This is a genomic window from Streptomyces amritsarensis (genome assembly GCF_001953875.1).
GTDB classification, from domain to species: Bacteria; Actinomycetota; Actinomycetes; order Streptomycetales; family Streptomycetaceae; genus Streptomyces; species Streptomyces amritsarensis.
In genome coordinates this window covers 1-10,494 of the sequence record NZ_MQUR01000156.1, presented here as the reverse complement: position 1 = coordinate 10,494, position 10,494 = coordinate 1, and the positions used below count along the sequence as shown (strand labels likewise).

Genomic DNA, 10,494 nt, shown 5'->3' with positions numbered 1-10,494 from the left:
GCCCGCCGGCCCGCCGGTCCCGGCGGTGCCTGCGCCCGCGCGCTGCTGATATCTGTCGCGGCGGGGCGAGGATTTTGCGGTCCAGGCGGAGAGGCTTTTTGGTGCGGTGGCCGGGGTGAATTGATTTCACGTACACGGCCCGCTACGGCGTGCTATTGTCGATCTCGGTTGCAGTTGTGGTTCCCAAATTCGTATTCCGGGTTGATTTCCGGCCGGGGCATCATCGCGGCGACACGGCGTCCGTCCATTGCGGATGCCGGTGTACTGCCCCAAAGGAGATTTGACATGGCATCCGGTACCGTCAAGTGGTTCAACGCGGCCAAGGGTTTCGGCTTCATCGAGCAGGATGGTGGCGGCGCCGACGTGTTCGCCCACTTCTCGAACATCGCCGCACAAGGCTTCCGTGAGCTGGCTGAAGGCCAGAAGGTCACCTTCGAGGTCGCGCAGGGCCCGAAGGGCCCGACGGCCGAGAACATCGTTCTCGCCTGACACTCACGCACCATGTGTAGCTGGGGCCCGCATCCCTCGGGGTGCGGGCCCCAGCTGCGGACGCCCGTCCGCAGCTGTTCACCTGCGGCTTGTATCTGCCTGAGGGCATCTCCCTCCGTGCCCGTGTCGAGGCACGTTCTCAGCAGCCCAGGCTCGATCCCGCATTCCATTCGGTCCGTTCTTGCGATTCCCCGTGAAGTTCTTCCGCGTGGAAATTCCTTGATGCGTGCCGTATCAAGGAAGGTTCTGAATGAACCCCACACGCAGCAACAATCGTTCGTCCCGCAACCGAAGCCGCACCGGCGGCACAGGTTTCGCGTATGGCACCGGCTCGGCCCGGGGCAGTCGCTCCGGTTCGTCCACCCCGAGCCGTTCGGGAGGTCCGAGCCGTTCGGGCGGCTCCGGCCGGCGGTCCGCCCCGGTACAGGGTGAGTTCGCCCCGCCGAAGACGATCACTCCCGCTCTGCCGCCCGTCGAGGAGTTCGCGCACCTCGACATGCCCGCCGAGCTCCTCGCCGCGCTCACCGCTCAAGGGGTCAGCGTCCCGTTCCCGATCCAGGGCGCGACCCTCCCGAACACCCTGGCGGGCCGTGACGTCCTGGGCCGCGGCCGAACCGGATCCGGCAAGACGCTGGCCTTCGGCCTTGCGCTGCTGGCCGGCACCGCCGGGCAGCGCGCCGAGCCCCGCCGACCGCTGGCCCTGGTCCTGGTCCCGACCCGTGAACTCGCCCAGCAGGTCACCGACGCCCTCGCCCCCTACGCCCGTGCGGTCAAGCTGCGTATGGCCACCGTCGTCGGCGGCATGCCGATCGGCCGGCAGGCGAGTGCGCTGCGGGGCGGCGCCGAGGTCGTCGTCGCCACCCCCGGCCGGCTCAAGGACCTCATCGACCGCGGCGACTGCGGGCTGAACCAGGTCGCGATCACCGTCCTGGACGAGGCCGACCAGATGGCCGACATGGGCTTCATGCCCCAGGTCACCGCCCTCCTGGACCAGGTCCGCCCCGAGGGCCAGCGGATGCTCTTCTCCGCCACCCTCGACCGCAATGTCGACCTGCTGGTCCGTCGCTACCTCTCCGACCCCGTGGTCCACTCCGTGGACCCCTCCCAGGGCGCGGTCACGACGATGGAACACCACGTACTGCACGTCCACGGCGCCGACAAGCACCGGATGACGACGGAGATCGCGGCACGCGACGGCCGGGTGATCATGTTCCTGGACACCAAGCACGCCGTGGACCGCCTCACCCAGGACCTCCTCGGCAGCGGAGTACGCGCGGCCGGCCTGCACGGCGGCAAGTCGCAGCCTCAGCGCACCCGCACGCTGGCCCATTTCAAGGCGGGACACGTCACCGTCCTGGTCGCCACGAACGTCGCCGCCCGCGGCATCCACGTCGACAACCTCGACCTCGTCGTCAACGTGGACCCGCCGACCGACCACAAGGACTACCTCCACCGCGGCGGCCGCACCGCCCGCGCGGGGGAGTCCGGCAGCGTCGTCACCCTCGTCACCCCGAACCAGCGCCGTGACATGACCCGCCTCATGGCCGCTGCCGGCATCACCCCGCAGACCACCCAGGTCCGCTCCGGTGAGGCGGAGCTGAGCAGGATCACCGGAGCCCAGGCCCCCTCAGGTGTCCCCGTGGTCATCACCGCCCCGGCGTCCGACCGGCCCCGGCGTGGCACCGCCTCCCGCGGCCGGCGCGGCTCCGCCTCGGCCGCCCGGCGCGTCGGCGGTCGCCGCAGCCCCAGCGGCGCGGCGGCCTGACCCCACGTGATCCGAACGCTGACCCATCTCTGCAGGAGGCACCTATTGACGCTGGTCCAGATGCAACCCCGGCCGGCCGTCGCCGATTCCGGGCACCGGACGGCGGACGTTGCCCCGGAGACCGCCTCCCCCCAGGTCTCCGACGACATGACGGTGGAAGTGGCCCTGTCCGTCATGGCCAGCGCCCGCGCACGACACCTGCTGGTCTGTGACGACGACGGCCTGTGCACCGGCCTGGTGACCCCCGCCCAGCTCGCCGCCGTCCGTGACGGTGACGCGTACACGGACCGGGTCCGGCTCCGCGACGTCCTCGGTGACCGCGCCCCGGCCACCTCCCCCGGGGCGGTGCCGGCCGGGGCCGGGATGCGCCACCGCCGACGTGGCGCCCTCCCCGTCGCCGACGGACAGGGCAGCGCTGCCGGCGTCCACGCCCTCGCGGGCTGAGCGCCTTCTCCCTCCCCCCGCGGCACGACCGTCCCGCTCCTTCTCCCTGCGAGGTCCCATGCGCTGCGTCATCGCCCGTTTCCCGTTCGATCTCACCAAGAGCGGTGTCCTGCAATCGATGAAGGGCATCAAACCCGAGCCGGTCCTCGGCGAGTCCGTGACCGTCGGCCGCCGCACCTACCCCGTCAAGCAGGTCGGCCAGGTCATCACCCGCCAGGACCGCCGCGACTTCAGCGCCGGCGAAGTCGTCCGGGCCATGACCCAGCTCGGGTTCACCTGCCACGGCAGTCCCCGGGCCGCCGCGCCCGCGCGCCTTCTCACCCCCCTTCAGCAGGCGTCCGCGATGCTCGGCTGAGAGACGCCGACCGCCCGGACCTCCTGCTGACCGCTCGGCTGCACTGATCCGCGGCGTCGTTCACGCGGGCGGTGTTTCGGCGATCCACCGGGCGAGGGAGAGCAGGGTGGTTTCGGCGCTGCCCGCCATGTGGTCCCGCAGCGCGTCGAGGTCGCCGCGGGTGGTACCGAGTACGGCGTCCAGGCGCAGGAGTTGCCAGGACTGCTCGACGACGGTTCCGCGTCCTTGCGGGCGGCAGGTCCAGCCCCACCGCACGATGCCGTCCTCGGCGCCGCCGACCACGAAGGCGAAGGCGGCGCCCGGGTCGGCCCGGACGATCTGGGAGCGGGTGCTCCACTGCCGGCCGTCCCTGTGGTTGCGGCCGCTGAACCAGGCTCCGACCCAGGGCCCGGCGCCCGGGTCGAAGGCGACATCGCTCGCGTCGGGGCTCCAGCGCCCGATGCCGGAGACGTCACTGATCAGGTCGTAGACGCGGCTGGGCGCGGCATCGACCCAGGCACGCCGGGTGAAGGCGAACTCCGATGGGTTCAGGGCCTCGAAGAGGTCGTGGGCGCTGGCGGTGGTGTTCAAGGCGTCCTCCTGGACGGTTGAGGGGCGGGCCGGTGCCGTGTCGGCGAGGCCCACGTCACCACCGGTCCGGACGGGGAGCCAGACCCGCCGGTGCCTACCCGCGCCAGGGTCAGGCTGTGCGGTCGGGCCCGCCCCATACTCGGATCCATGAACGCAAAAGTGCGGCTCGGGGAGTTCCTGCTGACACGGCGCTCCCAGCTGCGACCGGAGGATCTCGGGATACCCGACTACGGGGAACGGCGTCGTGTGCCGGGTCTTCGGCGCGAGGAGCTGGCGTCGCTGGCGGGCGTCAGCGTCTCCTACTACACCCGGCTGGAACAGGGGCAGTCCCTGAACGCCTCACCGCAGGTGCTGGACGCCATCGCCCGGGCCCTGAGGCTGGAGGAGGCCGAGCGCCTGCACCTGCACAACCTGGCCCGGTCCTCGGCCGCGGACCCGGGGCGGCGCCGCAGCCCCGCGCCGGAGCGGGTGACTGAGGCGACCCGCCAGCTGCTGGAGGCGCTGGCCCACGTCCCGGCGATCCTGACGGGCCGCCGCAGTGACGTCCTGGCATGGAACCGGCTGGGCCATGCGCTGTTCGCCGGACACCTGGACCCCGGCGCCCCGGAGCGGCCGGCACAGCGGCCCAACATGGCCCGGCTGGTGTTCCTCGACGCCCACACCCGCGACCTGTACGCCGACTGGCCCGCGAAGGCCAGGGCCGTGGTGGGACATCTCCGCCTGGTGGCGGGCCGGCACCCGGACGACACCGCCCTGCACGCCCTGGTCGGTGAACTGAGCGCGAAGAGCGCCGACTTCGCCTCGATGTGGGCCGACCACCGCGTCATGGCGTGCACCGTCGCGACCTACCGCATGCGGCATCCGCTGGTCGGCCCGCTGACGGTCACCCAGCAAACCCTGAGCCAGGACCCGAGCCTGGGGCAGAACATCGTGGTCGCCACCACCGAGGCCGACTCGCCCGCCCGGACCACACTGGCCCTGCTCGACCAGGTCACCCCGCAGCACGGCCCGGCACGGCCGACGGTCCGGGCCGGTTCCGGCTGACCCGGCACACGCCCGGGTAGGGGCGGCCACCGGTCGTCCCCGAAGCTCCCCACCCCACCTACGCGCGTCGGCGTACCGCTGCCGCATGCCCGAAAACAGGAAGGAACCATGTTCAAGAACACGTTGGGCAAGAGCACGTCGCCCAGGATCAGGATCGCCACGGCAGCCGTCGCCCTGACCGCCGCAGCGGTCGTGGCGGCCACCCCCGGCGTCGCGTCCGCCGTCTCCGCCCCGCTGAGCTGCGTCCGCGTGGCCGCGCACTTCGACCTAGCCCGCCACCAGACGCCCGAGAACATCGCGCTGGCTCCCGACGGCAGCGCCTACGTCACCTTCGCCGCCGCCCGCCAGATCGCCCGTACAACCCCCCGAGGATCCACCCGGATCCTGGCGACCCTGCCCGCCCCCGCCGACGGCGGCATCCACACCCCGGTCCTGGGCTTCGCCCTGACCACCGGCATCGTCCGCGCGCACGACGGCACCCTGTACTTCCTGTACGCCACCGGCACCGCCGACCTGACCGGCCTGTGGCGCCTGCGCCCCGGCGGCACACCGCAGCGCATCGCGGCGCTGCCCGCGGACGGGCTGCCCAACGGCCTGGCCCTGGACCCGCGCACGCAGACCCTGTACATCACCGACTCCGTCCTCGGCACGGTCACGAGCCTGCCCGTCACCGGCGGCACCCCGAGCACCTGGTCCACCGCCCCCGAACTGGCCCCCGCCGGGTTCCTCGGCGCCAACGGGCTGAAGATCCGGGGCGGGGCGCTGTGGGTCAGCAACCTCGACCGGGGCACCGTCCTGCGCATACCGGTTCTGCGGGACGGTCGCGCGGGGCCGGTCCAGATCCGGGCCACCGGTCTGGCCGGGATCGACGACTTCGCCTTCACCGGCCACGGAGACCAGATGCTGGCCGCCCTCAACGGCCCCGGCGAGGTCGCCCTCGTCCGGTCCGACGGCACCCACTCCACCGTCCTGACCGCCGCCGACGGCCTGCAGAACCCCACCTCCATCGCCCTGCGCGGCGACACCGCCTACGTCCTGAGTGCCGCGTACATCACGGCGAAGGACCCCAACCTCCTCCTGGCCCACCTCGACGACGAGATCACCACGGGCATGCACGCGGCGAGGCCGTAGCCGCCCGAGACGAGCGCGTGCCGGAGCAGGCGGGGAAGCGGGCCGTCCCGGTCACGTCGGGCGCCTCAGGCCTGCGACGCGGCGTCGATCTCGGCGATGAGGCCCTCGACGAGCCCCTTGATCTCGTCGCGGATGGGGCGGACGGCCTCGACGCCCTGGCCGGCGGGGTCTTCGAGCCGCCAGTCGAGGTAGGTCTTGCCGGGGAAGTACGGGCAGGCGTCGCCGCAGCCCATCGTGATGATGTAGTCGGAGGCCTGGGCGGCCTCGGGCGTGAGGACCTTCGGCTGCTGGTCGGAGATGTCGATGCCCAGCTCGGCCATGGCGGCCACCGCGGACGGGTTGATCCGGTCGCCCGGCATGGACCCGGCGGAGCGTACCTCGACGCGGTCGCCCGCGAGGTGGCGCAGGAACCCGGCCGCCATCTGGGATCGGCCCGCGTTGTGGATGCAGACGAACAGGACGGACGCGAGCGGGTTCGCGGGCATCGGCTCTTCCTTGTGGTGTCAGGCAACGGCTACGTCACCACCGTCAACCGGCGAGACGGATCAGCCAAGGCTGGTATCAGCCCTCGGTGATGTGACAGTATCAGCGGATGATGACGTCAGTCGACACTGATCTGATCCGGGTTCTGGCCGACCCGCTCAGGCTCCAGATCGTGACCCTCCTCGCCCGCGAGACGCTGTGCACCAGCCACCTCGTGGAAGAGACGGGCGCGAAGCAGACGAACCTCTCCAACCACATGAAGGTGCTGCGCGAGGCGGGGGTCGTGGAGACGGAGCCGTGCGGCAGGTACGTCTACTACCGCCTGCGTCCGGAAGTCATCGAAGCCCTCGCCGGTCAGTTCGCCGACCTCGCCCGGACCGCGCGAGCCACCGCCGAAGCGAACCTCAAGCGGTCCTGCCCGTAGCCTTCCGCGTTGTGCCTCACCTGCCCGAGGAGAACCTGCCTTGACCGCCACCGAGCCCGTCGCGAGCGGCGCCATAACCCCCGCGGACACGTCGCCGCAGCCCGCGCCCGGCGCGACTGCGCCCCGTACCCCCCTGATCGCCCGGGCGGCCGCCGAGCTGGTCGGCACCGCCGCCCTGGTCGCGATCGTCGTCGGCTCCGGCATCCAGGCCACCGAGCTCACCGACGACGTCGCCCTCCAACTGCTGGCCAACTCCACCGCCACCGTCTTCGGCCTCGGTGTCTTGATCGCCCTCCTCGGTCCGGTCTCCGGCGCCCACTTCAACCCGGCCGTCACGCTGGCCGAGTGGTGGACCGCCCGCCGCGGCGGCGCCGGCGTCAGCTCCCGCGAGCTCGCCGTCCATGTGCCCTCGCAGATCGCCGGCGCGATCGCCGGTGCGATCCTCGCGGACGCGATGTTCGGGGAGCCGCTGGTGAAGTGGTCGCAGCACGACCGCTCCGCCGGCAACCTCCTCCTCGGCGAGGTCGTCGCCACCGCGGGCCTGATCCTGCTGATCTTCGGCCTCGCCCGCACGGACAGGCTGCGCTTCGCCCCCGTCGCGGTCGCCTCGTACATCGGCGCCGCGTACTGGTTCACCTCCTCCACCTCCTTCGCCAACCCGGCGGTGACGATCGGCCGCGCCTTCACCGACACGTTCGCGGGCATCGCCCCGGCGTCGGTGCCCGGCTTCATCGCCATGCAGCTGATCGGTGCCGCAGCGGGCCTGGCGTTGGTGGCGGTCATCTTCATGCGCGGCAGGACGGACTCCGGGACGCCCGCGGCGTGACGCGGCGCGCCGACACGGTGGTGATCTGCGGCGGCCGGTCCGGGCTCGCCGCCGACACCCCCACCGGCGTCGCCCCCTGGCTGGTCGCCGAGCCTCTGGCCACGGCCGGGTCGGGGGGCCCGGTCGCGCCGCCCCGGCCGATGCCTGGCGAACCCGTGCCGGAGTGAGGTGGTGGCCTACGTCAGGACGGGGCTGCGGCGCTCCAGCAGGACCACGTCCCGCCAGATCCCGTGGTGTCGGCCGATCCGTTCACGTGTGCCGATGATGCGGAACCCGGCCCGCGCGTGCAGGGCGAGGCTGGCGGTGTTCTCGGGGAAGATCCCGGACTGGATCGTCCAGATCCCCGCCGCCTCCGTGGAAGCGATCAGCGCATCCAAGAGGGCTCGGGCGACGCCGCGGCCGCGGGCGTCGGGGTGGACGTACACGGAGTGCTCGACCACGCCGGCGTACGCGCACCGGTCGGAGACCGCGCTCGCCGCGACCCAGCCCAGCACCCGGCCGCCGTCGTCATCGAGGGCGACGAAGCGGTGGCCGGGCAGCCTGGCCTTGTCGAACGCAGCCCAGCCGGGGGCCTCCGTCTCGAACGTCGCGTGGCCTTCGTCGATCCCAGCCCGGTAGATGGCCAGCACCTGCTCGGCATGCTCCGGGCGGAGTTCCTCGACCCGCATTCCGCTCACGCCGCCTTCGCGGCGCCGGCCAGCAGCGCGCCCATGGCGGCGAGCACGGACGGCTCGACCCGGTAGTAGACCCACGTGCCGCGGCGCTCGGAGGAGAGCAGCCCGGCTTCCTTCAGCTTCTTGAGGTGGTGGGAGACGGTGGGCTGGGAGACGCCGACATCGGAGATGTCACACACGCAGGCCTCGCCGCCCTCGTGGGAGGCGACGGCGGAGAACAGGCGCAGGCGCACGGGGTCGCCGAGGGCCTTGAACATCCTCGCCGCGACCTCGGCCTCGTCCGCGGACATGGGGCGCTCGGTCAGCGGGGGGCAGCAAGGCGCGACGGGCTCGGGCTCCAGGAGCGGCAGTACCTTCGCATTCGACATACGTCTATGTTGACACATGTCGAACCAGGCTGGCGGAGGTGTTTCACGCGCGGGCCGAGTGGGCCGCCGAGCGGCGGACCGGCCGGCCCGACGCCTCCAGGGCCACTCCCACTGCCGACGGCCTGTGCTCAGCGACGACCCCACCATTTCGACGTCTGTCTATGTTGACGTCTGTCGATACAGGTGCCATGCTGATCGCGTCGGCATAGACAAACGTCGAAACATCAGGGAGTCGTCATGAACGACCCGCTCGCCCCCAGCCCGAAGTCCGCCGAGACCGTGGCTTCCTGCTGCGGCCCCGTCTCGGCCGCGCCCACCGCAGAAGTGCATCCCGCCGAGTCCTCGCCGTGTTGCGGCACCCGCGAGGGCGCGGACGCCGCCGGAGCCTGCTGCGACCCGCAGTCCCGGCGCGCGGCCGTCGCCGCCCGCGCCGGCTGCTGCTGACCACTCGATCCCCGCCCACCCCGACTGCCTGCATCAAGACCCGGAGACACGTCATGAGCGAGACCACCACCGAGCTGCCCGTCGTCGTCATCGGAGCCGGCCCCGCCGGACTCGCGGCCGCCGCCCACCTCCTCGACCGGGGCCTCGAACCCCTCGTCCTGGAAGCCGGGACCACCGCCGGCTTCGCCGTCCGCGAGTGGGCCCACGTGCGGCTGTTCTCCCGCTGGGGCGAGGTCGTCGACCCGGCCGCCGAGAAACTCCTCGCCCCGACCGGCTGGGTCAAGCCCGACGAGGACACCTACCCCTCCGGCGGGGACTGGGCCGACCTCTACCTCCAGCCGCTGGCTCACGCCCTGGGTGAGCGGGTCCGCTACGACGCCCGCGTCACCGGCGTCTCCCGCACCGGCCGCGACCGCATCGTCGACGCCGACCGCGAGACCCAGCCCCTCGTCGTCCACTACGAGAGCACCGACGGCCGCGAGCAGCGAGTACGGGCCCGCGCGGTCATCGACGCCTCCGGCACATGGTCCACCCCCAGTCCCGCCGGCGGCAGCGGACTCGCCGCCCTCGGTGAGAAGGCCGCCGCGGACCGCGTCGCCTACCGCGTCCCGGACCTGAAGGATCCCGCCACTCGCGCCCGGTACGCGGGCAGGCGCACCGCGGTCATCGGCTCCGGCGCCTCCGCCTTCACCGCCCTCGCCTACCTGGCCGACCTCGCCACGTCCCCGGACGGCCCCGGCACGCACGCGGTATGGATCCTGCGCCGCGGGATCTCCGGCTCCACCTTCGGCGGCGGCGAGGCCGACCAGCTGCCCGCGCGCGGCGCCCTCGGCCTCGCCGCGAAGGCCGCCGTCGACAGCGGCCACGCCGACGCGGTCACCGGCTTCCGCACCGGCGCCTTCGAGCGCACCGAAGACGGACGTGTGATCCTCTCCGGCGAGGACGGCCGCCGCCTGGACCCGGTGGACGAGGTCATCGTCCTCACCGGCCTGCGCCCCGACCTGTCGTTCCTGGACGAACTCCGCCTCTCCCTCGACGAGCGCCTCCAGGCCCCGGTCGAGCTGGCGCCGCTCATCGACCCCAACCAGCACTCCTGCGGCACGGTCTACCCGCACGGCGTGCGCGAGCTCTCCCACCCGGAGAAGGACGTCTACCTCGTCGGCATGAAGTCCTACGGCCGCGCCCCCACCTTCCTCGCCATGACCGGCTACGAGCAGGTCCGCTCCATCGCCGCCCACCTCGCCGGCGACCACGAAGCCGCCGAGCGCGTCGAACTCACCCTCCCCGAGACGGGAGTCTGCGGCGGCGCGGGCCTCTTCGACGAGCCCGCCGCCGCCGAGGAGACCGGCGGCGGGTGCTGCGGCGCCCCGGCCACCCTCACCATCGGCGCCGCCCCCACCTCCTCCGGCGGCTGCTGAGGTGAGCGACCTTGAACGCGGCGTGGCCGCGACCGGGACGGAGGTCCGGTCGCGGCCAC

General features: G+C 72.5%; 14 protein-coding genes. 10 read left to right on the top strand and 4 right to left on the bottom strand.

Annotation, left to right across the window (positions count from 1 at the left end):
• Nucleotides 1-285 precede the first annotated feature (285 nt).
• The 4 genes from AVW11_RS34370 (at nucleotide 286) to AVW11_RS34355 (ending at nucleotide 3,053) form a co-directional block, all read left to right on the top strand.
• The gene (locus tag AVW11_RS34370) at nucleotides 286-489 is read left to right on the top strand and encodes a cold-shock protein (RefSeq protein WP_030843922.1); all 204 of its coding nucleotides are present in this window, start codon (nucleotides 286-288) and stop codon (nucleotides 487-489) included.
• 250 nt (nucleotides 490-739) lie between these two features.
• Entirely contained in the window at nucleotides 740-2,254 is a 1,515-nt protein-coding gene (locus tag AVW11_RS34365; RefSeq protein ID WP_076046979.1) for a DEAD/DEAH box helicase, read from the top strand.
• 45 nt (nucleotides 2,255-2,299) lie between these two features.
• On the top strand, nucleotides 2,300-2,698 hold the full coding sequence (locus AVW11_RS34360) for a CBS domain-containing protein (protein WP_076046978.1): 399 nt from the start codon (nucleotides 2,300-2,302) through the stop codon (nucleotides 2,696-2,698).
• 58 nt (nucleotides 2,699-2,756) lie between these two features.
• Nucleotides 2,757-3,053 (top strand): SCO5918 family protein, encoded by a 297-nt coding sequence (locus AVW11_RS34355; RefSeq protein ID WP_030843915.1) that lies wholly within the window; start codon nucleotides 2,757-2,759, stop codon nucleotides 3,051-3,053.
• Nucleotides 3,054-3,113: 60 nt separating this feature from the next.
• Here the strand turns inward: AVW11_RS34355 and AVW11_RS34350 are convergent, their stop codons facing one another.
• Entirely contained in the window at nucleotides 3,114-3,623 is a 510-nt protein-coding gene (locus AVW11_RS34350) for an SRPBCC family protein (protein WP_076046980.1), read from the bottom strand.
• Between the two features lie 147 nt (nucleotides 3,624-3,770).
• Here AVW11_RS34350 and AVW11_RS34345 point away from each other — a divergent pair, with 147 nt between their 5' ends.
• Together AVW11_RS34345 and AVW11_RS34340 are read left to right on the top strand one after the other, a co-directional pair.
• A complete protein-coding gene (locus tag AVW11_RS34345; RefSeq protein ID WP_076046977.1) occupies nucleotides 3,771-4,667 on the top strand; it encodes a helix-turn-helix domain-containing protein in 897 nt (298 codons plus the stop codon).
• Between the two features lie 108 nt (nucleotides 4,668-4,775).
• Entirely contained in the window at nucleotides 4,776-5,798 is a 1,023-nt protein-coding gene (locus tag AVW11_RS34340; protein WP_076046976.1) for an SMP-30/gluconolactonase/LRE family protein, read from the top strand.
• A 65-nt stretch (nucleotides 5,799-5,863) separates the two neighbouring features.
• Here AVW11_RS34340 and AVW11_RS34335 read toward each other — a convergent pair whose 3' ends face one another.
• Nucleotides 5,864-6,283, bottom strand: a complete 420-nt coding sequence (locus AVW11_RS34335) for an arsenate reductase ArsC (RefSeq protein ID WP_076046975.1) — start codon at nucleotides 6,281-6,283, stop codon at nucleotides 5,864-5,866.
• Between the two features lie 107 nt (nucleotides 6,284-6,390).
• On the opposite strand from AVW11_RS34335, the gene AVW11_RS34330 reads away from it, so the two are divergent.
• Both AVW11_RS34330 and AVW11_RS34325 read left to right on the top strand, forming a co-directional pair.
• Nucleotides 6,391-6,705: an ArsR/SmtB family transcription factor gene (locus AVW11_RS34330; protein WP_060177419.1), complete on the top strand. Its 315-nt coding sequence runs from the start codon at nucleotides 6,391-6,393 to the stop codon at nucleotides 6,703-6,705.
• Between the two features lie 40 nt (nucleotides 6,706-6,745).
• The gene (locus AVW11_RS34325; RefSeq protein ID WP_060177420.1) at nucleotides 6,746-7,531 is read left to right on the top strand and encodes an aquaporin; all 786 of its coding nucleotides are present in this window, start codon (nucleotides 6,746-6,748) and stop codon (nucleotides 7,529-7,531) included.
• Between the two features lie 176 nt (nucleotides 7,532-7,707).
• Here the strand turns inward: AVW11_RS34325 and AVW11_RS34320 are convergent, their stop codons facing one another.
• A complete protein-coding gene (locus tag AVW11_RS34320) occupies nucleotides 7,708-8,199 on the bottom strand; it encodes a GNAT family N-acetyltransferase (RefSeq protein ID WP_060177421.1) in 492 nt (163 codons plus the stop codon).
• Between the two features lie 5 nt (nucleotides 8,200-8,204).
• Nucleotides 8,205-8,573 carry an ArsR/SmtB family transcription factor gene (locus AVW11_RS34315; protein WP_060177422.1) on the bottom strand — a complete coding sequence of 123 codons (369 nt, stop codon included), beginning with the start codon at nucleotides 8,571-8,573 and terminating at the stop codon, nucleotides 8,205-8,207.
• Between the two features lie 237 nt (nucleotides 8,574-8,810).
• Between AVW11_RS34315 and AVW11_RS34310 the strand changes: the two genes are divergently transcribed.
• Nucleotides 8,811-9,017 carry a hypothetical protein gene (locus AVW11_RS34310; RefSeq protein WP_060177423.1) on the top strand — a complete coding sequence of 69 codons (207 nt, stop codon included), beginning with the start codon at nucleotides 8,811-8,813 and terminating at the stop codon, nucleotides 9,015-9,017.
• Nucleotides 9,018-9,070: 53 nt separating this feature from the next.
• Nucleotides 9,071-10,435 (top strand): NAD(P)-binding domain-containing protein, encoded by a 1,365-nt coding sequence (locus tag AVW11_RS34305; protein ID WP_076046974.1) that lies wholly within the window; start codon nucleotides 9,071-9,073, stop codon nucleotides 10,433-10,435.
• Nucleotides 10,436-10,494 lie beyond the last annotated feature (59 nt).

Coding starts and splice junctions, on each gene's coding strand:
- AVW11_RS34335 (WP_076046975.1), bottom strand. CDS start 6,283: ATGCCCGCGAACCCGCTCGCGTCCGTCCTGTTCGTCTGCATCCACAAC.
- AVW11_RS34305 (WP_076046974.1), top strand. CDS start 9,071: ATGAGCGAGACCACCACCGAGCTGCCCGTCGTCGTCATCGGAGCCGGC.
- AVW11_RS34365 (WP_076046979.1), top strand. CDS start 740: ATGAACCCCACACGCAGCAACAATCGTTCGTCCCGCAACCGAAGCCGC.
- AVW11_RS34355 (WP_030843915.1), top strand. CDS start 2,757: ATGCGCTGCGTCATCGCCCGTTTCCCGTTCGATCTCACCAAGAGCGGT.
- AVW11_RS34330 (WP_060177419.1), top strand. CDS start 6,391: ATGATGACGTCAGTCGACACTGATCTGATCCGGGTTCTGGCCGACCCG.
- AVW11_RS34370 (WP_030843922.1), top strand. CDS start 286: ATGGCATCCGGTACCGTCAAGTGGTTCAACGCGGCCAAGGGTTTCGGC.
- AVW11_RS34320 (WP_060177421.1), bottom strand. CDS start 8,199: ATGCGGGTCGAGGAACTCCGCCCGGAGCATGCCGAGCAGGTGCTGGCC.
- AVW11_RS34345 (WP_076046977.1), top strand. CDS start 3,771: ATGAACGCAAAAGTGCGGCTCGGGGAGTTCCTGCTGACACGGCGCTCC.
- AVW11_RS34340 (WP_076046976.1), top strand. CDS start 4,776: ATGTTCAAGAACACGTTGGGCAAGAGCACGTCGCCCAGGATCAGGATC.
- AVW11_RS34310 (WP_060177423.1), top strand. CDS start 8,811: ATGAACGACCCGCTCGCCCCCAGCCCGAAGTCCGCCGAGACCGTGGCT.
- AVW11_RS34315 (WP_060177422.1), bottom strand. CDS start 8,573: ATGTCGAATGCGAAGGTACTGCCGCTCCTGGAGCCCGAGCCCGTCGCG.